This is a genomic window from Lewinellaceae bacterium (assembly GCA_020636135.1).
GTDB lineage: Bacteria > Bacteroidota > Bacteroidia > Chitinophagales > Saprospiraceae > JAGQXC01.
Genome location: JACJYK010000002.1, coordinates 75445 through 98341, shown reverse-complemented (window position 1 = coordinate 98341; position 22897 = coordinate 75445). Strand labels below are relative to the sequence as shown.

Below are 22897 nucleotides of genomic sequence, written 5' to 3'. Positions count from 1 at the left end.
TGGGCTCAGATTCAATCCTTTTTCACCGCACGAATACCCATAAATGCAGGAAATTGATTTAATTCTTTAAAATGTTTAAGGTCGTGTTGGGCAAATTCCGGTGTAGGCCTGGGCTCCACAATTTTATCAATGTAAAATCCATGATCGGTGAGCGGATTAATACAGTCTTGTAAGGAACGACGATAACTGTTTACCTCTACCGGCATCCCAAATCCTCTCCAGGTACATCGTACCTGTTCGACTGAAAAATAAGCTTCCGATTGAAAATAATTGTATTCAAAAAAAGGATGTTCAATCGAAAGGACGACTACCCCCCTGGGTCTAAGTACGCGATAAAATTCATTGATCGTAACACTCCAGTCTTCTATGTAATGCATGGCCAGAGCACATATCACAACATCATACGACTGGTCTTTAAGCATATGAAACGGTTGTGAAAAATCGTGTACAAAAAAATTAGCCCTATTCCCGTTTCTTTGCCTGGCCAGCTCAACCATCTTAGGGCTGATATCAAAACCCACGACATTGGCGCCTTTTGCCAGGAGTTCCTCCGCATATTTTCCGGGACCGCAAGCTACGTCCAGAACGTATTTGCCATGTACATCAGGTAATAATGCCAGCGTATTAGGCCGGTCGTAGTACGCATTGTGGGGCTTGGTATCGATCAGCCGGTCATAGCTCACGGCGAGGGTCTCATAGGCCTCAACAATTTTACTTTTTATCTCATCCATTGGGATATTTTAGTCCGTGTGTCCAATTATTAACGGTCCTTACCGGATCATCGGTTGTAGGGGTATTCATTGATCCAGTGGAAAGAACGTTTTACCAATTCAAATTCTTGCAGGTTTTTGCGGGTCATCCGGATCAACAGCGTATCCGTTTGCTGAATGCCGTTCAAAATGAAGGTCCCGGAATCATCAAGCGTATACTGAAATGCATAGCGCTGTGTCGTATCGGACCGGGATGTCATCTCAAGCTCGTGAGCTACGGTATCCACATCGGTCGCATAACGGGCGGTGTGCGCGTCCATATACCGGATATTTGCGGATCCGGGCCACTGAATGGCCAATTGATTCCATCGTATGGTATCCGTCATCAACGGAGGTATGGTATCGTTGTTTTTCACAAATAAATCCACCTGGTAGAGACCGTAAAGTGGCGGCTTGGGAGCCTGATCGCCGTACTGCTTCCGCGCTCCCAGAACCTGTATCGTTCCATAGATCAGGGAATAACCCAGAATCAACCCCTTGACGATCCATTTGGCAATCCGGAGCCATCTCCTTTCGATCTCCGGAGCTTGAATGACCGGTAGTGCAACAGCCTGTCCGGTAAATAAAAATTTGAGCAGACGCTCCAAATCATGAGCCAGGAGGAATAAGGTCATGGTCACCAACGCCGTGGAGACGATTTTCACCGGCACGTCGTAGAAATAATTGACTGCCATGACATTCGTTGTGGTCATCAGGGTAATAATAGCTCCTGCGGTCATCGTCCTGCGGAACAACAATAAAACGGCGGAAACCTCTGCAATACCCATAAACAGGTTATAACCTTTGGAAAAGCCCAAAAAAGTCCATGCTAATCCCATCGGTGATGAGTCTCCGTAGAGCTGACCCAGCCGGTAAACACCGGGGTAGGAAAATTGCAATTTGATCACCTTGACCAACCCGTAATTAATCAACATTAATCCTACATAAAAACGGATGGCAACAGTCAGCCAATAATAGAGCGTTTGATAATTCCTGTTACGGCGGTCAACAATCGACCAGATCAAGGTTCCGGTCAAGGATATCACCAGGATCACAAACAGGATGACATAATCGTAGGTGGTATCACCGCTGCCATTGGTAAAAACGGTAATATCGTATGAAAGGTGAAGTATCTTTTTGCCTACCCACGGTATGAAATGGTGCAGCCATTCGTTCGGATACTTCATTAGGTATCCCCACAGCGGATAGGTACCGTTATTTACGAAAACAATGAAAAGCAAAAAGAATAAAAAGACGAATCGGAAAGCGATTTTCTGGAGGATACTCCAATTGGTGTCGAAGGATTGGTTCTCCATTTTAAGGTCGGTTTTGCAGGAATGATGGTTGAAGATCCGAAAAATTAGCAAACAGAAACTTTCTATTGCATTGGAAATTTGCAGGCACGGAGAAGAATTGAGTGATTAAAAGCAGTTGCCATTTCGAAAGTAAAGGAATCCTAAAGCGGCAAAAAGACGACCATCAGCATATCAAAAATGAAATAAAAAAGAAAAGGAATGAGTAAGTAGCCCATCACATCTCTCGCCTGAATGCGGATGCCGAGGCCCATAACCGGTAAAATGATAAGTAAATAAAACGGCTGTAATAAATTAGTAAGGGTCTCTCCAAAAGCTACGGATAAGGAAGCCCTGACTACCATCTGGTTGATTTCCGGGTCTTGCATCCCCATTCCGATTTCCTTGACTGCACTGATGATGCTTGGGCCAATTACTGCAAACTCTCCGCCGGCAGAAGGAATGGCAAAATTGACCACCGCACCACTCAAAAAAGCTAAAACCGGATACGTGTGGATGGTACCGGCCGAAGCCATGGTCAAAGCCAGTTTTTCACCCAATCCGGTATACAACATGATTCCCATGATGCCGGCATAAAAGGGAAATTGAAATAAAATGCCGGAAATATTCATACTTGATCGCTTCATTGCAATGCCATAACGCATCGGTGTACGGTGAAACAGCAGGCCAAGCATGATAAAAATAAAAATCATGATATTGAGATTCACATCAAATCCCCGGGTGATAAAATGGTAAACAATATAAACCAGGCCCATGCAAGCAATTAAATATTGGAGCCAGGGGCTGTTGTTCATGCCGTCAGACATCAATTTTGGGGAATTATTCATGCGCTCCGCCTCTTCCTCGATGGAAAATTGTTTTTGCTGGGAGGATTCCGTTTGCATATCCTGAAGATCTAGATGCTTTCGGGGCGCTAGCCATTTAAATAATAAAGGACCGGTGATAAATAAAAAAAGAATTAGGCTGACATTCAATACCGATCCCAAAGTTTGTGCCGTCGAAATGGTGCCCGATAAAATGCCTGTTTCAATGAGGTAGTTATTTTCCGTATTCAACAATAATGGAATGGAACTGGATAAGCCACCTACCCATACCCCTCCGGAAAAATAAACGCAAGCTATCAAATAGGGATAGTTGATGCCCTTAACACGACTGGCAATTTGCCTCGCTAAAACGGCCGTAATTACCATCCATCCCCAACTGATCATGCTGAACACCATTCCGATCAGAATAATAAATGGATAAACCTGATTGGGCTTGCGAATGATTCGCGTCAATCCATCGATCATCCGATCTGCATAAGGAGAAATTGCAATGCTATAACCGGTCACCAGGATCAAGGTCATCTGCATGCCAAATTCCAACAGCAACCAGAATCCTTTATACCAGGCTTGAATGGTTTCCAGCAGGGAAGAATCGGTCCAAAGGAAGGCTCCGGCAGTCGTAATTATAGTAAGACCCAATGCAAAAACAAATGCATCAGGCATGTATTTCTTAAATAGCTGCGTGAATTTTTCGCCTAATTCGGTTATCATTCTCTCTTAGTCCGGACGTTAATTTATCTTCTCTTAATATAGAATATTATATCAGGTTTTCCAAGGCGATCACAGATAAAATACGATGACAAAATTTAATGAATCTGTCATTAAGAAAAATGGATGAGAACTTTCGTTCCCATCCACTGCGCTACTATTTGGTATGAAAAAAAGTGTTGGTCAATAATATTGGATCTAAAACCGGGCACCTACTGAAATCATAAAACTTCTGCCATCGGAAGGTAAAATACCCGGCCCGGGATATCCGGTAGCACGACGAGTATAATAATGTCTGTCCGTGAGATTCCCGATCGACACTTTTACATTATAATGATCCAGGAAATAATAACTCAAGTTAAAATCCGTAATCAGGTAAGAGGGCACGATACCATTCACTCCGGTGTACAAGGACCGGGTATTCACCGCATCGGAAAATGAATTGGAAACATAACTCATCTGGAGGGTGCACGAAAGCAACCCATACGCCATCGTGATGCCATTCCGGCTGATCCAGGCAGGGATATTTTCGCCCGTCTTACTCGCGATATCAACATTTTCCCCGTTTAACACAACGGTTCCGTGGGTATATCTTGCGTGGTTGTACGCGGTGGAACCAAAGAGGAAAACATCAAATCCATTCGTTGCAGCAGAAGCAATTTCCAATGGATGGAATTCTACAAAAAGCTCCAGACCCTGATTGGTCAGGTCCCCGATATTGGTTTTATAAAAATAGGTGTTCCCCTGGTCGTTCTGAATCAGGGTGCCGATGCGATCGTTGTACTGGAGCCGGAAATAATTGACATCAAAACGCAAGTACCCGGCCAATGCGCCGCGCACGCCAAATTCCGTGTTGTAGCCTTTGGCATCCTGCAGATCCGGATTGACACGGTCCAGATCCGTTGCCGGTATCAGGTCAGAATGCAGAACCGGCCGGAAATTTTGCGTGAAATTCGCATACCCATCAACCAGTGACGAGAAATTGTACTCCAGACCAACCCCGAATAAAGGAAATGCCCGATGCAGCCGGATAGGAATTGAAGCAGCCGGTAGGCCGGTTATGGTGCCACTCATGTCCGTGCGTACCTGTTCCAACCGCATCCCCGGTGTTACGGACAAGCGGTCCGTCAGATTCAAGACATTTTCAACAAACAAGGCATAATTGGTCGTTTTAAACTCCAGATCGATCCGATATGGGGCGAGCAGGGAAAGATCAAAATCTGCTTCCGTGGTTCCCAGGCCTTTTTGTTTTCTCAACGTCCTGCTGTTGCCATACCGAACTCCTGCTGAAAGATGACTTTCATGACCGAAGAGGGTATAATCCTGCCTCATTTTGACTTGGGCGAGATAACTATGGTAATAGTCGCGATCTACCTGTCTGGGATTGTAAGCGTCGGTTTCTCCATTAATGCTGTCATTAATGGTTGGGAGGGTTATAAACTGTACGCTGTTTCGTTGGCCCAGGATGGCAGAAGCACGGGCAGTGATCAACGTCTTTTTCGCCGCCTGGACCGTCAAGTGAATGGCCGGTAGATAGATGGTCGGGTTAAAATAATTGCGCCCCCGGTTGGATTGACGCGGATCCTCCGCAAACTGGGCATCCGTGAGACCTGCCGCAAAATGATTCACATAATCCATATGGGATAAGCTGGCCTTGAGCTCAGCCCTGGTTGAGAACCGGTATCCCACGGCCATATGCCATGCATTAAAAGCGTAGTCGCTGTTTTTACGCCATCCATCAGAACGCCTGAAGTTATAGTATCCCTGGTAAGTCAGTTTTCCTACCTTTCCGCCAATCGCATTGTATGAACTGAAGAGTCCGAAAGAACCCCGGCTTTGCTGTGTCTCAAACGAGATCACTTTCGTAGTATCCGGCTCTTTGATCACATAATTAAGCATTCCTCCAAACTGGGGTCCATATTGCAGAGCACCGGATCCCCGCACAATTTCGATTCGGCGCAGCGCTTCCATGGGCGGATTGTAATGGCTCTCCGGGTACCCAAACAAATCGGAATTGGTTACATCTCCATTCTGCTGAACATTAAATTCCCAGGAGCGGTGCGGATTCAGTCCCCGGGAAGAAATGCCAACCTGATTGCCGGTACCATCCATCTCCCAGACCATGATGCCGGGCACTTTGGCAAATACCTGCCGCGGATTATTTTCCGCCAGATTGACGTTGGCCGTTTGCAGATTGACCACCTCATTTTTTTTACCGGCCCAGATGTCGGTACCCTGTAAGACTGGTAACCGTTCAATCTCATTGCGTTTAGACACAATTTTTATTTCCGTCAAATCAATGTTTTTTAGGGTATCCTTTCCGGTTTGTCCCCTTAAAATGCCACTGAAAATACCCAAGAACATTATCACCGTGAGGAATTTAGACCATTGCATCAAATTGAGTTTTTTAATTAAAAAATAGCGTTCTGCATGCTGTCCCTGATTGCATCAACCCAAGCCCAACGTAAAGCATCCATCAAGAAATCAATATGTTATGCAACACGCCGGGTCGGCAAAAACCATCCTGGTCTTGCATTTTCCGTTCATCTTCATTTTAGTCCGCTCCATCGGACCGGGCCACAGCCAGCGTATATCCGGCTGCATCGATCCCTTGTTTGGTGCCAACTTTCGCATCAAAGCTCCAGTGAATACCGCCATAAACCCTGGAAATAGCTGCCTCCAGCGCCCAATTGCGAAACAGGTCATTTTCCTGGGGAAAAACATAGGTAAGGACCTCAGCGGCAGCGGCAGAAAATACACTGTGACCAGATGTATAACTGGGAAAATTAGGCGTTCCGGCGATGGTTTTGAAATTCTGTATTTGATTGATCGGCCGGGGATAATGGTAAAAATATTTGGCATCCCAGCAACTGATTCCGGCATCCATCATGGCCATGTTTAAATAGGCCATAAGGCGGGCGGTCCGCAAGGGGTTTAATCCATACTTTACGACATATTCCTTTGCAATCCGGTTCCAGTGTCCGGGTGGTGTGTAGGTGCCTAAACCATCCTGCCAGAAATTGGCGATTGCCCGCCATTCCGGCGTCATATTATCGGCATAATATTTAAGCAATTGAACATCTTCCTCGTATGCTGACGAACCCGGTACGGGAGGCACCTCCGGCCGGATTAATTCCACTGCCGGTACATTCCATAATTTTACCTGCCCGAATAACGGCGTTAACCCTACCGGGCGGGCGGGAATTTCCAGATTATCCCATTGCCAGCCAAAGCGGGCAAAAGCGGCAGCCTTGATCGAATCACTGACAACCTTCGGGCATTGCGCTTTGCTCATTCCATCCGAAGCGGCTCGGGTCAGGGCTTTTTCAGCAATTTTTTCACCGATTAAAACGCCTGCATCGACGTCACTTTGCACATTCAGTCCCGCCCATTTAAGACTGGCCAGATGCTCTTCTTCCTTGTCAGCCAGGTAGTCCGCTTCCAGTGGGAACATCTTGGATAAAATTGCACGTGATACCCGTGCGACAACAGCACCATCGGAGGGATAAGAGGGCAATCCATTGTCTGCATAGGCCGGTGTGATCGACGGATCAACCTGAGCCGGTTGAGGTCTTTGAAATGCATATTTGTAATGCCAGGCGGTAATCAGGCCATCCAATTCCGCCACTGAAAGATAAGCCAGTGCCCTGACAGCATAGGGAGGATGTGCAAAGGGAAAATTTGGAGTAGCTCCAGGATTTTGTGGATTGGGCAACGTATAGGTATTATCTGCATTAGGTCCGGGGATCAGATTGTATTTGGCAACCAGCTCCAGGGCAATTTCATTCCACCGCAGGACCGGATTATTGGTCCAGTATTTCACGGCTTCCTTCTGGTCCGCTGACAAATTGGAAGAAACCGATTTCAGCTCGGCCAATTCAGCCTGATAATTCCCGGATGAAACCGCATCGGGTTCGGGTATCAGGATCTCATCGCCCGAGTTTAGAAGTACCGGTTTCCAATTGCCTCCGTTTTTATCAATGGTAGCAAAATGATAGGCGTCATACGACAGGTATTGGGGAAGATCCTTCTCACAACTGACCAAAGCGATCAGAAAAAAAATCACTACCCCGAATAGCGTAAATTTATTTTTTAAGTCCATGATTGTTCTGAATGTTTGATTTATGAATGCTTCCACACGGGAAATTGATAGGTGATGCCTCCACCCCAGAGTTGCATCTTGCCGGTATTACGCCCGGACAGGGTGTTGCCATAATAGCCGAGCACGCCCAATCCGGTGATTCGCTTAAAATAGTACTGGGCATTGACCCGGAGTAAACCCGCATGCACCTTGTTCGTAGGTTGTGCGGCATTATAGGCCCTGACATCATCCCCGGATAAGGAATGCAGCCCGGTATAAGCCAATTCTGCTTTCAGGTGGTTGTCCAGCATCCATTTTCCAGCAACCAACTGATATTGAAGAGCGCTGGGTACATCCATCCAGGCGGTATAATAACTTCCATTGTTGTAATAGTAGTCCCGCTCGGCCTTGGTCTGACCGCGCCACAAATAGGCAAGGCTTCCTCTGCCATAAAAACCGATGGATGTCCTGTACTGCAGGATTCCCCGGACATTCAGTTCTCCGGTCCCGTTACCAATGCTGTAGGGACGGTAATCCGACAAATAATTCGTTAGCGGTGTCGCAAATCCTACATTGGTCAACACCTGCAGAGTACCTTTTCCCGTTGTCCGCTCCACCAGATTTAACTTGATATCCAGGCCCAGGTCCTGCAGTCCCCTGGCACCGGCAAATTTGCCCCCGTTGGGTTCAGAAGAATGTGTCTGGACATAGGGAATCGTGAATAAAAAATTGATGCGGTCTGTAAGGCCAATGGCCGCTCCGGCAAATCCGGAATTGCGATAAACCGTGGCGATGGTTGCATTGGTCCGGAGGTAGGTTCCTTCCCAGTAATGATCAAACGAGCCATGTTCGTATCCGGCAACCACACAAATTTCCCCCGGTTGCATCATAATGGCATCGAAGGCGGTTTGTGCCTGACCCGGGCCGAACAGGCATAGAAATAGCAGTGAAATAAAGGTTATTTTTTTCATCGTTGGTGACTTCATGTGTTGAATAATGGATTGCCGACCGGCTGTAGCCGGGTAAAAGGGTAGAAGCCTAAACGCAACCCGCTTAGGAACTTCCTTTCTGGCAAACCTTACTGGCGATTAGTGACTAATGATTCTGATTTACATCATGAATGGCCCCTGGCATAGGCATAGCCATATGTTTTCCGCCAAACCGGTAGCTTGCCCCAATTTCAACCAGAAAGTCAGCGAATGCAGCATCGCCATGACGACCCGTAGCTATATCCGATTGACTCAGGATACGGTTGCGGTACAAAGCAAATGGCACCCGAAGCGACAAAGTGGTGTGAGATCCGGCATAAAATAATCCCGGATCAACCGAAACCACGTAACCGGGACGGCGAAATCCTTCACTCTTGCCAAAAACATCTTTGGAAGGCACCCCTTCCCAATTCCCTCCCAGGTTGAACAGTATACCTTGCTTGGGCAAAAGAGCAAAACTTACACCCCCACGGACCGCATATTGATCAGCAACGGAATGGTAGGCGGTCAGCGGATCGGCATTCACCAGTGTGCCCCGGGTGAGGGTTGCATTAGTATTTTTCGGATTGAAAAGGTAAAACCCGCTATAGTAAAGGGCCAGCCTGGACGATATCGTAGTGAATCCCTGGCTTTCTACACTAAATCCCCAGCCTCCATCACCTAACTGGATGGATTGATCCACGGGCTTAGTCAGGATGTAATCCTGGCCTTCTGCATCCAGTTTATGAAAATCACCCTGGACGTTAGCATCGCCTGTCGGGGCTTTGATACCTAAACCCACTGACATATTCGCATGAAAATGTTCGGCAGGATCCCAGAGCCAGGAGGTACCGGTGACACGCAAATCTCCTATGCCAAAAGATTGGGTATGAAACCGACTTCTGTCAGGATTCGAGGATTCGGAATTTCCGTAATGTTCGTAAAGGGACGAACGGTCAAAATGACTAACCGGTAGATTTAATCCCAGGGAAAACCGGTTGGTGAGGCCGTAGCCCACATTTAGGGATGCATTGTGTACGAGGTTAACGACTTCAGTGTGTTCAAGCACTCGGTTGGCTTCTTCTACATCACCCCGGAAATGCCGGAATGAACGGAAATAGCGGTAATTCAGGCCTACCTGCCATTCGCCGGTATTGAGCGATATCAGGTTGGTACCACTAACGGCGGCACCGGTGCATCCCATACCTCCACGGATGGCCACGCATCCCTGAGCAGCTACCTGCTGAATAGAAAACGCTACGCAAAGAATAGCGCATAAAAGTGTATATCTAAGTGTTTTCATTTGAATTTAAATTAACTCGACGAGCCAGCGATGGCTATCGAAAGTTTGATACCCGGCTTTTTAATTTGCTTGCCGGGTATAGCTTATTTGTCCGGATAAATGGTCCGGATAAAGCGTTTCTGAAACAATTATCGGTTGAATGGCGGGTAGACCATCATCACATCTGTTGAGGAGGTGGCGTTAAAAGCCGGTGATGATCATTGGATTGCATAGCTGTGTAAAAATGATAGGATATCTGGTAATCTTCACACGGTAAAAGCGGTGTCATTGGTAGCGGGGCCAGATAATTTTGAAACAATCCCTGGACCAAAAGCACCTCTTGTTCCTGATCCTTGGGTGAAACAGGTTTGTCCTGAATCTGGGTCTGGAAATCAACGGTCTTATGCCGAAAAGCGAAATACACGGTGTCTTCTTCTTGCGGATGGGCAAATGCAAAAAAATCGCTGTAGATCAATCCGCGCGGCGTCAACTGATCCTTAGCCAGTACCTCAATCGAAACCTGCATGCCCGTTTCTTCTTCAACTGCGTCGGCAATCGCTTTTTCCTGGATATTCATGGCATGAATGATGGCCTTGGTATGGAGCACCCGGTACCAGGAAACACCTCCCACCCATTGAAGGGCGGTGATGGCCAAAAGGAAATATGCATAAAATACCCGCATAAGAACAGCGCGATGAATCCCGAATATACCCTTTTTATTTAGATCCGGTATAAAGAGTGAAATATTTTAGAGCTTATTCGCATAAAGTGCTCAATCGGGACTTGGAAAGGAGTATCCGGTGAAGCTTGCGACAAAGGTGACTCATCACGCAGGCCTTACCGCCTGCCTCGCCAGTAACCGCCAATGACTGCCTTTCTTTTGCCAGACGGTAAGGATTAGTAACTTAATCGAATTGATGCTGCCATCGGCACTTTTTAATTGGGCGCCCATCGTATGCCGGACCAGTGTCGTTTTACCGCTGGGAATGACCGTCTGGTTGGAAATCTTTATATCCACAAAATCCGAAGAACCGTCCAGAAGAGCAGCTATAAATTCATGTTGGTTCTGCACCGCACCATTGGAGTGCCCATAAGAAAGCTGGGGCATCGTAATGTCCTTCAATCCTTTCTCTACCGGATCAATTAGTAGTTTGCTCAAGGTGTTTACGGCTTCCTCTACAGTCTTATTCTGTGCGGTAGCGAGCGTGCCCAGCAATAGGATAAGGGCAAGAATCAACGGAATTTTTTTCATGATTTCCAGCTTACATTGATTTGCTGATTAAGATAGGTAAAATCCCAAACCCTTTCCCCCTCCTTTGCCGGAGTAAGCTATTTACAGCTTGAGCCAACTGACGACTATGACCAGGTACTGGCTACTGACTCCCGACTCTTATTTACTGTATCCTTCAAATCTGCTCCACCTCGACCCAAGCCTCATTCACAGCAGATTTCTCCAGTGCTTCAAGAACCGCTACACATCGCAATATGGAATCATGGCTTCTCGGTTCTTTCCATGTTTTAAACATAGCGACCATTGCCGTGTCATTAATGGGTGGGTCCAGTTCAGGCACTCTCGATTGTAATTGTTTCATGCCTTCTTTGGTTTCGACCCAGGTTTCCCATCCATAATGTTGGGTTTTAAAGATCAGTGTTGCCAGGCGATCGTCCGGATAGGCAAGCGATGCCGTAGCCGCCTTGCCCTGCCTTGTGACCCGTACACGGTGAATGTCTTCGCCGAAAATAAACATGATAGGTTGTACCAGATGGACCCCGTAAAAGAAAATGCCCCCGTAGGGTGAATTGAGATCAGCTGGCCCCGAAGCAATGATCTGGCGGATCTCTCCTTCCATTTCCTGAACCTGGTCCCGGATATCAAAAGTTGCGGAACTGTAAGCAATTGAGCTGTAGGAGGTTACCGGGGTACCTAACGCTCTGGCCCGGGCAAGGAAGGGCCGGCCATCCGCCACACGGTAACAAAATGGTTTATCCACAAACGTAGGTATACCAGCCTCTATGAATGGCAACGCTGCCGGTAAATGATATTGGGGGTGCCGGTGGTCAACAATAACCGCCTGCACTTTTCCCAGCATTTCGGCGGGATCGGTGACAATGGTGGGTATCCGTCCGTCATCACTTGCCTTCTGAGCAAAGTCAGCGGTTTCGCCCCAAACGTATTCGACCTTCACCCCGGGGAATTTTTTATCCACGTTAAAAAGTTTTCCATACCCGGCCGTGTGTGAATTCTCCGCGCCAATAATCCCAATGGTCAACGACTCTTCCGACAATCCGGCTATCCTTGAAGTCCAGCCCCTGTCCGCTACCAATCCCATCGGCAATGCCGATAAAGCCAAACCCTGTCCGGTTGTCTTTACAAAAGATCTACGTGTAAGCATGATAAATGATCATTTTATGATGGTACATTCTACCCTTGAATATACAAAGATCAACCAATGCCCATCTGATGAATAAACTTCCGCCCAAATCAGGAATCAAGTATTATTTTGACAGAAGTAACTTAATGAATTACTGCTGATCCCTGGTTGGTTTTATTCTAAATTCTTCTGTAAAAGAGTCGTCGCAGGCGTCCCGGTCACGGCAGCTGATGTTTTCGTGGCTCCTCCAACCACGATGCACTCCCACGTGTCGTCCGGTACCGTTTTGTGTGGGATTATATACGGATGTTAGGCAGGTAATTAATAATCTCCGGGACCATGGCCTGCAATTGCTTTATCAGTGTGCGCAAGCCACCGGTCTTGCCTTGATCATGAGCTTCCGGTTGTAGTAGCTCCGACCACTTCTCCAAAAGTTTTTTACGACTTAACAATCCCTCCTGATAGGAGGCAATATCGATGTAACAGGGGATAGTGGGCAAATAATTTGCCTTGTTTTGGTGGGCGCGGTCTTTTTCCAGCAGTTTGTAATACCGGTTTGTCTGCAAAATTTTTCCAAATTCCTGCCGATGGAGTAACGCCTCGAGATAAAAAGTAAAGAATAAATGCCACCGGTATTGAAGCACTTCTTTCGCGTAAGCCTGCAAAAAAGTGTCGCCATAACTCTCGGCATTTTTATATTTTTTATTTTTATTTAAGGCCTCCAGATAAAAAGAAACAAATCCGATCCTGCTATGCATATTACCCGTATTCTTTAGTTCCGGAGACGCTTTTTTCATTAGATCCAGCGCTTCTTCATTTCGTTCCAGTCGCAGCAAAACGGCACACAAATTATTTACGTAGTGAATAAAATCATGATTTTTATTTCGAATGGATAAATAGCCGTAATACACTGCCTTTTCGTATTCCTTAAAATGCGAATGGTAAAGCAGCCGGTTGTTGTAATAATTTAACAGCAAACGTTTGGAATAATATTTACCTAGGTAAAACTGCGCATCGAGGTAATCAAATTTATCCCGCAGGATATCAAAACGACCGTAATTAAAACTGATAAAAATAAGCCGAACCAAGGCGAGATAACGGTTCAGTCCATCATTGGATTCATCGTAAAACACTTCCGTTAACCATTCTTCCCAATGAATCGATCCCGAGGCGCTTCCAGCATATTGTCCAACAATATCTTTGGTGGCCTCAAGCATCTTGTTCGTCACGGTTTTGGATCGATGATAGGCTCCTTCAAACCGTTTCAAAAAATCATCGCAGGCATTAAAATCATCGTACCTGATCCGGATCAGTAAAAATTGCCGGTAGCGCTCAACCAGTTCATAAAATTTGGTAAAATAAAAGGCCGGATGTTCGTACTGGCGAAGTTGTTTCAGCAGATCTTTTTCTTCATCCAGTTGAATGGAGTCTGTCATGATTTTTTGCTCCATGGCATTCATCCAGGCAAACCGGGCATCGACATCAATGGCAAGCAGTGCGTGTTCGATCCAGTTCTGAAGATGGTTGTACTTCCGTTTATCTATCGAGGTGTCGTAAGCCTCAAATTGATCGATACGATGGCAGTTGGCATCGATCCGTTTAATAATCGTCAGCCGGTCCTCGTCCTGAAACCGCTGTACAGCTAATAAATAAGCTGTCTCATGGGGTAAGAGCCGATTAGCAAATTCCGTAAATTTTTGCAGTTGAAGCTTCACACGTAGTTAATAAGTTAATGCGTGCACAGGCTAATAAGTTATAAATTCCTGAACAACCGATCAGACATCAATTACGTCTTGGATGCTCCTTTCAATTTTCACCTAAGCATTTAACCAATTTTTATAAAATAAGCCCGCCGTCAACACTAAGGACTGTCCCTGAAATGAAGGATGCTTCGTCAGAGGCCAAAAAGGCATAGGCATTGGCAATATCAATAGCTTCACCCATCCGTGCAACCGGTGTTTTAGCCTTCAACTCATCCAGGTATGTTTGGGGTACGGTCTCCATCATCTCGGTATTAATAAACCCGGGGGCTACCGCATTTACAGTAACGCCTTTCCTGCCGAACTCTCTGGCCCAAACCTTGGTCATCCCGATTACCCCAGCCTTACTTGCCACATAATTGGTTTGTCCAAAATTACCATACAATCCGACGATTGAAGAGGCATTCAGAATGCGGCCATATCCTTGTTCCAGCATGTAGGGGGAAACCGCTTTGGTACAATGATACACTCCGGTCAGATTGACTCCAATCACCTGATTCCATTGTTCTTCAGTCATTTTTTTCATGGAGGAGTCTCTGGTAATACCGGCATTATTGATCAGAATATCGATCCGGCCAAAGTCTTTGGCCACTTCAGCAGCGGCAGCTTCCGTAGCAGCCAAGTCCACGGTATTTACGGCATAAAATTTTGCTTTACCTCCGGCATGGTTTAGAGCTTCAGCCGTGGCCGAACCGGATTTGACATCAATATCCCAGATGGCAACCGCCGCACCTTCCTGAATAAATTTTTCAGCCGTGGCTTTTCCAATGCCTCGTGCACCACCGGTGATGATTGCCACTCTATTTTCTAATCGTTTCATGATAACAGTTTGAGCTCTATGAATAATTGTATTTACCAATCTTAAAGGTAGTGACCCTGGAAATCCTTCCTGGCTCAAATCCCGAAATAACAACCATTGACTATTCGCTGAAATGACCGAAATCACATCTGCAAATGATTGAATTTCAATTACTAAAAAGCGATGGTGGTCTACCTGGACTTTTGAATTTGAAATTGTCCTCCGGATCAAAAGCAGGCCGACTTCTACGTATGATCAGCTTGATGCGTGATCTCCTGGTCACTTATATGCTTCTGCCAGAGAATCAATACTTGTCTTTTCTAATTGAAATGATGCAATATCCACAAAGGGTCCACATCCTGTTTGTTCCACCTAAGACTTTAATTTACAAAAGAATAGATCTTTATTTTCCAATTTTAGCCGCGTAGTCAACCCGGTTCGAATGAATGAAGCCGTTGAAGAAGGGTTGCAGAGGTATTAGTTTTGTTCAAGCAGCAAGATTTAAAATAAAAAGCAATGAAAACAAGTTTCGATACCCTGTTGGAAGGCCAAAAGAAAGCATTTGATCTCTGGTCTGAAACTACCCGTAAAATGGCTGACACTTTTGCCGGTGGATTGCCAAAAGAACAAGCATCCGATGTCATGAATGAATGGTTGGAAAACCAGAAAAAATATTGGGACACCATTCTGAATGCCGGAAACCTGAAAAATGCATTTGAACGTGCTCCGGAAGACATGAAAAAATGGGCAGAAGCCCAAACCGAATTTGCTAAAAAATGGATGGAATTCCATCAGGAAAATTCCAAACAATACGGACTGAAAAAAGAAGACTTCGAACGCTTTTTCCGATCGGAAAATGAAGCCGTCAAATCCTGGCAGAATTGGATGGAGCAAAACAGCGACTGGGTTCAGCGTAACATCATGAATAACATGCCTTTCAGTCAGCAGTATCATCTTCGCAATTTCAAAGATCTCTACGAATCCATGAGTCATTACTGGGACTATCTCCATAAAATGATTGAATTCGGAATGACCGAGTGGAACGCCGTAGGACGAATCATTACTCCTGAATCCTATCGGGAACTGATCGGCAAATTCATGGGCTTTAAGCCGGTGAAAGATGTCGAGGAATGGATCAAGCAATCCAACGAGATCTTTGAAAAGTATACAGAAATATTCCGTGAAACCAGCATGACGGATGATTGGAATAACCTCTGGACCCAACTGAGTTCTGCTTACCGGGAAGGAAAACCGATCCACCCATTCCAGGGATTACAGGATATCAACCTCCATATCAAGGATGCTTTTGACCGCTTCTACAATATGGCCGGACAGGGTCGCGAAGTCGAAATGGCCCGTGAACTGAAAGACATCCAGTTTACCTTCCTGGCCTTTATCATCCGCGGCATTGAAATTCAAACCAAGGTGTATGAAGCTAGCCAACCGGCCCTGACCCAGGCGATGGACAAACTGTATCATGGCTATCAAAAAGATAAAGTCATGCCGGATTACCACACCTTCTTTAACGAATATGTCAACCAACTGGAAATAACCCTGCTGGAATTGATGAAGGGAAAAGAATATGCCAGCCTGCAAGGCGACCTGTCCAAACTGGCAGCTATCCTGAAGGGGAAAATGGATCACCTTTACGAACTGGCATTTACCGATACGCCCTTCCTGATGAAATCATTCTCGAATGAGGTTGCCAAAGAAATGGCCGCTCTCCGCAAGCGTATCCGTGATCTTGAAATGCGGTTATCCCAGGTAGACCATCCGGTTGCCGAAAAAAAAAAGGATGATCTGAAAGCTGAATTGCTTGCTACCACCGGAACCGAGTCCAATGGCCATAAAGATGACCTGAAACAAATTAACGGCATCGGTCCAAAAATGGAGGAGATGCTGAATACGCTGGGCATTCAATCGTTCCGGCAACTGGCCCGGCTTACCGAGCAAAATTATGACCTGATGGACCAGTTGATGGAAAACTTCCAGGGCCGGGCAAAACGGGATCAGTGGGCCGAGCAAGCCAAGAAATTTGTGAAATGAGACTAAAAGGAAATAACTATGGCAAACGAATTTGTAGAATATGTGAACACCGCCACGGAGGCCATCCGGCAAATCAGTGAAATCGATGAAGTAGACATTGCTACGGCGCCTCGCGAGACCGTCTGGGAAGATGGCAAGGTCCAGCTTTACCATTTTATCCGGGAAACCCCTCCGGTAGCAAAGACACCGGTGCTGGTATCCTATGCGCTGGTTAATCGGTGGGAAATGATGGACCTCCAACCTAACCTGAGTTTCATCCGTAAACTCCTGGAAGAGGGGCTGGATGTCTATCTGATCGACTGGGGATATGCCAGTGGTATTGATCGCTATAAGACCATGGAGGATTACATCCTGGGCGATATTCACGAATGCGTAGAATTCATCTGCCGTGAGCACAATCTGGAGAAAATTAACCTGCTGGGAGTTTGTCAGGGCGGCACATTTAGCCTGATCTATGCCGCCCTTTTCCCGGACAAGGTCAAAAACCTCATCACCACCGTAACTCCGGTGGACTTCCGCGAAGAAAATGGTTTGCTTTTCTTATGGGCAAAATACATGGATGTGGATGCGGTCGTGGATGGATTCGGCGGTGTGGTGCCCGGAGACTTCCTGAATAGTGGTTTTGACTTGCTGAAACCAATGAATAAAGCGAGGAAATTTGCCAATCTTCCTCAGGTAGCCCAGAACAAGGATAAGCTGATGAACTTTCTGCGGATGGAAAAATGGGTAGCCGACAGCCCTGCTCAGGCAGGTGAAACGTACCGTCGTTTTATCAAGGACTTCTATCAGCACAATAAATTGATCCATGGTGAATTTAACCTGGGCGGCCATCCAGTATCATTGAGTAAAATCAATATGCCGGTACTGACGGTCTATGCCAAGGACGATCACATCGTACCCCCGGCATCGACCATTCCGATCCATGAAGCCATCAGTTCCAAGGACAAGGAGCTCCTGGAATTTCCGGGTGGCCATATCGGAGTATTCGTAGGAAGCAGGTCGCAAAAATTATTAACTCCGGCCATAGCCCAGTGGCTGATCGCCCGTGATGGTGACTGAGTAAAACAGGCGATCCTGTAAAAGAACCGGACCACTTCACGGCGATCCGGTTCTTTTTTTATCCGGACAGGAATGGATGTGAATGGTTATTTTGCAACGATGGAGGCACAACGCGCGGAGCTGTCAGAAGACTTGTTCATTGCATATACCGATACCGGCGCCGGACCGGAAACGATCATTTTTATTCATGGTTTGGGCAGTGACCGGCAATGCTGGCTGAAGAATATCGCCGGATTACAATCCCATTTCCGATGCATCGCCCCGGACCTGCCCGGATATGGGGAATCCAGTAAAGCAGATTATACCTACTCACTGGCTTTTTACGCCCAATGCATTAAAGCATTTATCGAAAAACTCGGATTATCAAAGGTCGTACTGGCCGGGCATTCGATGGGAGCCCAAATAGCTATACAGGCTCTGCTCCGTTATCCGCAAGCTGCTGACAAACTGGTTCTCATAGCTCCTGCCGGATTTGAAACGTTCTCACCACAGGAAAAAGCCTGGTTCGCCCAGTTTTACCAACCTGAACTGCTGCGCTTGGTTCCCCTTGATCAGTTCGTTCGCAATATGGAACAAAACTTTTTTGACCTGGGCCCCGATACGCTACCAATGCGGGAAGAACGTTTGCGATTGTACCGCTCTGAGGACTACAGCCGCTATACCGCCATGATATCAACCAACATCATGAGCATGCTCAACGAACCCGTTTTCGACCGATTGTCCCAATTGCATCTGCCGGTGCTGATCCTCTTTGGAGAACAGGACCGCATGATCCCCAACCCGTTGCTGCATCCTCAACAAACAACTTACCATATAGCTGCCGCTGGCAACCAGGCCATACCGGACAGCCGCTTTTACCTGATACCCCGGGCCGGTCATTTTGTGCAATGGGAACAAGCAGCCACAGTCAATGAGATCATCCTACAGTTCTTATCCACCGGCACATGAAATCATCACCTTCAGACTGGATCGGAAACTGGGCATTCCGGACCCCGCAACGGATCGCTGCAAAGCAAATGGAATCGGGGGTCACCTTGACCTATGGAGAACTCAATGTGTGCTGTAACCGGCTGGTAGCGTTGCTATTTACAAAGTATAGCTGTCAACGGGGCGATCGTGTAGCTATCCTGGCCGAGAACTCCATAGAACACCTCATCTTCTTTGGCGCCGCACAAAAGTCCGGTTTGATCCTGGTACCTTTGAATTACCGGCTGGCTCCGGCAGAAATCCATAAGATCCTGGACCTGACCAGACCACAGGTTATTGTAGCCGGGAAACAGTGGATATCGTTGCTTCAGGACAAATATCTGGAAGGGGTAATAGATCCCGAAGACCTCATGACAATCCTGCAGGTAGCCGGCGAGTCCGCATTGACGCATATTGTCCCTGCCGGAGATGACGACCCTCTTTTTATTTTGTATACCTCCGGCACCACCGGGCTGCCCAAGGGCGTTCTCTACACCCAGCGCATGTTGTTGTGGAACAGCATCAATACCTCCCTGGCATTGACTGTCAATGCAGAAAGCCGGATCCTTAATGTGATGCCTTTATTCCATACTGGCGGATGGAATGTCCTCGTAACTCCCGTACTCCATCACGGGGGTATGGTGTGTTTATCCCGGAGATTTGATGCCGCCTCAACCCTCACCTGGCTCGAAGAAGAAAGGATCACCCTGTTTATGGGCGTTCCGACCATGCTGCGTATGATGGCGGATGTACCGGCATTTGACGCTACTGATCTGACTTCCCTGTTATACCTCATCGTAGGCGGAGAACCGATGCCCATCCCCCTGATCGAGCGCTGGCACGACCATCAGGTGCTGGTACGGCAGGGCTACGGCATGACCGAGGCCGGGCCCAATCTCACATCATTGCATCACCTGGATGCACTGCGTAAAGCCGGATCCATTGGCAAGCCTAACTTTTACGTTCAAATACGTATCAGCGGAGAGTCCGGGCAGGAGGTACCAGTGGGTGATACCGGAGAATTATGGATCAGGGGTCCCGTGGTGACCCCGGGATATTGGGAACAGCCCGAGGCATTCCAGCAGGCCATCTCTGGTGACTGGCTGCGTACCGGAGACCTGGTTCGGCAGGATGATGAGGGCGATCTCTATGTGGTAGACCGGATCAAGAACATGTACATTTCCGGCGGTGAAAATGTGTATCCGGCGGAAACAGAACGCTTACTGCGCCATCATCAGGACGTAGCTGATGCGGCCGTGATCCGTGTACCCGACCCCAAATGGGGTGAATCCGGGATTGCGTTCATCGTACCACAAGCCGGGGCCACACCCGATGCCGGCGTCCTGCTGGAGTTTTGCAGAGCCAATCTTGCGAGGTTCAAAATCCCCAAAGAATTTCGATTTATCGATGTCCTTCCGCTGAATGATGCCGGAAAAGTGGATCGTAAAAAACTGCTGGAATATTAATCGCCAATCGCCAATTTATATGCCATGACCGCATCGGAGGATGGCGTAAGCGTATCCATCAATTGATGGTAAGAACCCTGCCCTGATAGTTCGTCTGCGACTTTTTTAATCAGTGCCAGGACCGCTTTCATCAGACTCGATCCTAAACTTAAACGAGCGACACCCAAATCCTGCAATTCCCGCACAACAGGAGGTAATGCGGCCCCGATGGATGGGTTGGCAAGAATATTGACAGGGGCATTAATCTCCCGCACTAGGGTAGCAATGGTATCTTTTTCCCAAACAGGTTGGACAAAGATGCAGTCGGCACCGGCTTCCCGGTATTTATTGCCGCGCTTTATCGATTCCGCCAGTTTTTCTTTCATGGTACCTGAAGATGTATAAAAGGAGTCGGTTCTGGCATTGATGACCAGATGGAATCCCAGTGAATCCGATAGCTCCCGGATGGCAGAGATACGCTCACAAAATTCCTGGGTATCGATCAAAACAGGGCTAAGATCCAGGCTGTCTTCCAGGTTGATTCCAACGATCCCGGTATCGATGAATTTTTTGACCGACTCAAGGATTTCACGCAAATTATTTCCATAGCCTGCTTCGATATCAACGGACACAGGAACCTTAACGGCATGAACAATACCCCGGATCACCCCGAGCATTTCCGGTAGCGAAATGATCTGGCAATCCGGATAGCCCAGTGAGGCGGCAATCCCCATGCTGGTTGTTGCGATCGCTTTATAACCGCAACCTTCCACTACTTTAGAACTTGCTATGTCCCAGGAGTTAAGCAACACCAAAATGTGCTCATCATGGTGCCATTTCAAGAACTGTTCGGCTTTTTCTTTTTGACTATTGGAAACCATTTTTCTTCGCAGCTGGTCTATTGAAAAAACACCAGGTGTGCTGTGTAGTCACTGGTTCCCGAAAACTTTTTTCCGAAATGAGGCTAAACCTTCATTTCCCATCCGGGTTCGTATTCCCGAGACCAGTACTGCATCGCCTCCGGACTGTTCAGGATCCGGCCGGATGCCGGATCGATGTCCAGGGAATGTCCCACCCGCTGTGCGATATTTCCCAGCTGGACCAGTAAAGTGCTTTTATGGCCGGAGTCGATATCGGAAGCCAGCTGTTTCCCGTCACGGATAGCATCGAAGAAATTACGGATGTGCAATGCATCCAGTTGTTCTGCCGGATTGGCTTTATCGAGAGGATTGATGGAACCTGTGTCTTTTACTTCCCGGATGATATTATTGTCCAGGTCAAACAATGTATAACTGTTGCCACCTGGGATAAGCAGTGTGCCACCTTCCGCATAGAATTGAACCCCGACTGAGCTGCCTTCCACAAATTTGCCATTGCAACTGCGCCCTTCCCAGGTCATGGTAAGGCCTTCCGGAAAATCCAGTGAGATGATCTGGGTATCGGGTGTCTGCCAGTCATCCTGGTAGCGGAACCGCCCTCCGTTGGAACTGACACGTACCGGAAATTCGACCTGAAATCCCCAACGCAGCAAATCGATCATGTGGGTACCGTTATTCAGCGCCTCGCCGGTACCCCAGTGCCAGAACCAGTGCCAGTTGTAGTGAACATAGTTGTCTTTAAATGCTTTACGGGGTGCAGGTCCCTGCCACAGCTCCCAGTTAAGCCATTCCGGTACAGCGGTTTCCTGACCTACACCGATCGGTCCCCGGTTGTTGGTATACCAACCTTTCCCCAGATAAGGCCTGCCAATCTCACCATCATGAAGTGCTTTGATCCCGGCCATCACGTTGGGCCAGGAGCGCCGCTGATTACCCATCTGGACCACCTTCTTGTACATCGAAGCTGCCTTTACCAGCATTTCTCCTTCTGCCGGATTGTGACTGCACGGTTTCTCGACGTAGACATTCTTTCCAGCCTGCATGGCAAGCAATGCAGCAGGAGCATGCCAGTGATCCGGGGCCGCGATGATCATGACATCGACGTCCGGATTTTCAAGGACCCGTCGGAAGTCTCCTTCCCCTTTCGGCGTCGAATCCTGACGTTTGATAACTTCTGCCGTACAGGCAGTGATAGCTCGTGAATCTACATCACAAATATGAGTGAGGGTACAATCCGCCTGCCGGGCAAAATTGGTAGCCAGCGCAGTACCACGGGAGTTGACGCCCATGATGGCCGCGTTAATACGATCATTGGCTCCGAGGATGCGGCGATAACTGGAAGCCTGCATCCCAGGCAGGATCCCTCCGGCCAGAATAGTCACTCCACCGGTTGCCGTCGTTTTTATAAATGATCTTCTGGTATGTGGTTTCATGCGCTTCGGATTGCTTATGGTTCAAAATGATGAAGTAATTGCAATCTCAAATTAAGGAATCTATCCTCAAATGAAGGCGGATAGCAGAATTATATTAAACGCGAATAGGTCAATCGCATGATTATCAAGTCCCATCACAAGTCAGGCCGGAAGCCTGCCTTCTAACATGAAATGGAATACGTTGATCGGCCACTACTACCTATCAATTTCCGAC

General features: G+C 47.3%; 18 protein-coding genes. 4 read left to right on the top strand and 14 right to left on the bottom strand.

Translation table 11 applies throughout. The annotated features are described in order from the left end of the window. Positions 1-11 precede the first annotated feature (11 nt). From H6570_15515 to H6570_15460, 12 genes are all read right to left on the bottom strand, one after another. Positions 12-731 (bottom strand): class I SAM-dependent methyltransferase, encoded by a 720-nt coding sequence (locus H6570_15515; protein ID MCB9320691.1) that lies wholly within the window; start codon positions 729-731, stop codon positions 12-14. Positions 732-778: 47 nt separating this feature from the next. Then, a complete protein-coding gene (locus tag H6570_15510; GenBank protein ID MCB9320690.1) occupies positions 779-2065 on the bottom strand; it encodes a hypothetical protein in 1287 nt (428 codons plus the stop codon). Between the two features lie 140 nt (positions 2066-2205). Continuing rightward, on the bottom strand, positions 2206-3597 hold the full coding sequence (locus H6570_15505) for a short-chain fatty acid transporter (GenBank protein ID MCB9320689.1): 1392 nt from the start codon (positions 3595-3597) through the stop codon (positions 2206-2208). Positions 3598-3792: 195 nt separating this feature from the next. Continuing rightward, on the bottom strand, positions 3793-5988 hold the full coding sequence (locus H6570_15500) for a TonB-dependent receptor (protein MCB9320688.1): 2196 nt from the start codon (positions 5986-5988) through the stop codon (positions 3793-3795). Between the two features lie 160 nt (positions 5989-6148). Next, on the bottom strand, positions 6149-7696 hold the full coding sequence (locus H6570_15495; GenBank protein ID MCB9320687.1) for a phosphatase PAP2 family protein: 1548 nt from the start codon (positions 7694-7696) through the stop codon (positions 6149-6151). A gap of 20 nt (positions 7697-7716) precedes the next feature. Continuing rightward, entirely contained in the window at positions 7717-8646 is a 930-nt protein-coding gene (locus H6570_15490) for a transporter (GenBank protein ID MCB9320686.1), read from the bottom strand. A 124-nt stretch (positions 8647-8770) separates the two neighbouring features. Then, positions 8771-9946 carry a hypothetical protein gene (locus H6570_15485; protein ID MCB9320685.1) on the bottom strand — a complete coding sequence of 392 codons (1176 nt, stop codon included), beginning with the start codon at positions 9944-9946 and terminating at the stop codon, positions 8771-8773. A 157-nt stretch (positions 9947-10103) separates the two neighbouring features. Further along, positions 10104-10607 (bottom strand): hypothetical protein, encoded by a 504-nt coding sequence (locus H6570_15480; protein MCB9320684.1) that lies wholly within the window; start codon positions 10605-10607, stop codon positions 10104-10106. Positions 10608-10751: 144 nt separating this feature from the next. Then, a complete protein-coding gene (locus H6570_15475) occupies positions 10752-11177 on the bottom strand; it encodes a nuclear transport factor 2 family protein (protein MCB9320683.1) in 426 nt (141 codons plus the stop codon). A 154-nt stretch (positions 11178-11331) separates the two neighbouring features. Further along, positions 11332-12318 (bottom strand): Gfo/Idh/MocA family oxidoreductase, encoded by a 987-nt coding sequence (locus H6570_15470; protein MCB9320682.1) that lies wholly within the window; start codon positions 12316-12318, stop codon positions 11332-11334. Between the two features lie 275 nt (positions 12319-12593). Next, positions 12594-14012: a hypothetical protein gene (locus H6570_15465; protein ID MCB9320681.1), complete on the bottom strand. Its 1419-nt coding sequence runs from the start codon at positions 14010-14012 to the stop codon at positions 12594-12596. 121 nt (positions 14013-14133) lie between these two features. Beyond that, positions 14134-14877 carry a beta-ketoacyl-ACP reductase gene (locus H6570_15460; GenBank protein ID MCB9320680.1) on the bottom strand — a complete coding sequence of 248 codons (744 nt, stop codon included), beginning with the start codon at positions 14875-14877 and terminating at the stop codon, positions 14134-14136. Positions 14878-15372: 495 nt separating this feature from the next. Here H6570_15460 and H6570_15455 point away from each other — a divergent pair, with 495 nt between their 5' ends. The 4 genes from H6570_15455 (at position 15373) to H6570_15440 (ending at position 20393) form a co-directional block, all read left to right on the top strand. Then, the gene (locus tag H6570_15455; protein ID MCB9320679.1) at positions 15373-16902 is read left to right on the top strand and encodes a hypothetical protein; all 1530 of its coding nucleotides are present in this window, start codon (positions 15373-15375) and stop codon (positions 16900-16902) included. Positions 16903-16920: 18 nt separating this feature from the next. Beyond that, positions 16921-17961 carry a class III poly(R)-hydroxyalkanoic acid synthase subunit PhaC gene (phaC, locus tag H6570_15450; GenBank protein ID MCB9320678.1) on the top strand — a complete coding sequence of 347 codons (1041 nt, stop codon included), beginning with the start codon at positions 16921-16923 and terminating at the stop codon, positions 17959-17961. 99 nt (positions 17962-18060) lie between these two features. Then, on the top strand, positions 18061-18909 hold the full coding sequence (locus tag H6570_15445; protein MCB9320677.1) for an alpha/beta fold hydrolase: 849 nt from the start codon (positions 18061-18063) through the stop codon (positions 18907-18909). After that, entirely contained in the window at positions 18906-20393 is a 1488-nt protein-coding gene (locus H6570_15440; protein MCB9320676.1) for an AMP-binding protein, read from the top strand. The genes H6570_15445 and H6570_15440 overlap by 4 nt, the downstream gene beginning before the upstream one ends. Here the strand turns inward: H6570_15440 and H6570_15435 are convergent. Continuing rightward, positions 20390-21214 carry an isocitrate lyase/phosphoenolpyruvate mutase family protein gene (locus tag H6570_15435; protein MCB9320675.1) on the bottom strand — a complete coding sequence of 275 codons (825 nt, stop codon included), beginning with the start codon at positions 21212-21214 and terminating at the stop codon, positions 20390-20392. The two genes, H6570_15440 and H6570_15435, sit on opposite strands and share 4 nt — an antisense overlap. Before the next feature lie 122 nt (positions 21215-21336). After that, the gene (locus H6570_15430) at positions 21337-22683 is read right to left on the bottom strand and encodes a Gfo/Idh/MocA family oxidoreductase (GenBank protein ID MCB9320674.1); all 1347 of its coding nucleotides are present in this window, start codon (positions 22681-22683) and stop codon (positions 21337-21339) included. Positions 22684-22897 lie beyond the last annotated feature (214 nt).

What these genes read in the sequence shown, in the direction of transcription:
- H6570_15515 (MCB9320691.1), bottom strand. Translation starts at nt 731, where the DNA reads ATGGATGAGATAAAAAGTAAAATTGTTGAGGCCTATGAGACCCTCGCC.
- H6570_15510 (MCB9320690.1), bottom strand. Translation starts at nt 2,065, where the DNA reads ATGGAGAACCAATCCTTCGACACCAATTGGAGTATCCTCCAGAAAATC.
- H6570_15505 (MCB9320689.1), bottom strand. Translation starts at nt 3,597, where the DNA reads ATGATAACCGAATTAGGCGAAAAATTCACGCAGCTATTTAAGAAATAC.
- H6570_15500 (MCB9320688.1), bottom strand. Translation starts at nt 5,988, where the DNA reads ATGCAATGGTCTAAATTCCTCACGGTGATAATGTTCTTGGGTATTTTC.
- H6570_15495 (MCB9320687.1), bottom strand. Translation starts at nt 7,696, where the DNA reads ATGGACTTAAAAAATAAATTTACGCTATTCGGGGTAGTGATTTTTTTT.
- H6570_15490 (MCB9320686.1), bottom strand. Translation starts at nt 8,646, where the DNA reads ATGAAAAAAATAACCTTTATTTCACTGCTATTTCTATGCCTGTTCGGC.
- H6570_15485 (MCB9320685.1), bottom strand. Translation starts at nt 9,946, where the DNA reads ATGAAAACACTTAGATATACACTTTTATGCGCTATTCTTTGCGTAGCG.
- H6570_15480 (MCB9320684.1), bottom strand. Translation starts at nt 10,607, where the DNA reads ATGCGGGTATTTTATGCATATTTCCTTTTGGCCATCACCGCCCTTCAA.
- H6570_15475 (MCB9320683.1), bottom strand. Translation starts at nt 11,177, where the DNA reads ATGAAAAAAATTCCGTTGATTCTTGCCCTTATCCTATTGCTGGGCACG.
- H6570_15470 (MCB9320682.1), bottom strand. Translation starts at nt 12,318, where the DNA reads ATGCTTACACGTAGATCTTTTGTAAAGACAACCGGACAGGGTTTGGCT.
- H6570_15460 (MCB9320680.1), bottom strand. Translation starts at nt 14,877, where the DNA reads ATGAAACGATTAGAAAATAGAGTGGCAATCATCACCGGTGGTGCACGA.
- H6570_15455 (MCB9320679.1), top strand. Translation starts at nt 15,373, where the DNA reads ATGAAAACAAGTTTCGATACCCTGTTGGAAGGCCAAAAGAAAGCATTT.
- phaC (MCB9320678.1), top strand. Translation starts at nt 16,921, where the DNA reads ATGGCAAACGAATTTGTAGAATATGTGAACACCGCCACGGAGGCCATC.
- H6570_15445 (MCB9320677.1), top strand. Translation starts at nt 18,061, where the DNA reads ATGGAGGCACAACGCGCGGAGCTGTCAGAAGACTTGTTCATTGCATAT.
- H6570_15440 (MCB9320676.1), top strand. Translation starts at nt 18,906, where the DNA reads ATGAAATCATCACCTTCAGACTGGATCGGAAACTGGGCATTCCGGACC.
- H6570_15430 (MCB9320674.1), bottom strand. Translation starts at nt 22,683, where the DNA reads ATGAAACCACATACCAGAAGATCATTTATAAAAACGACGGCAACCGGT.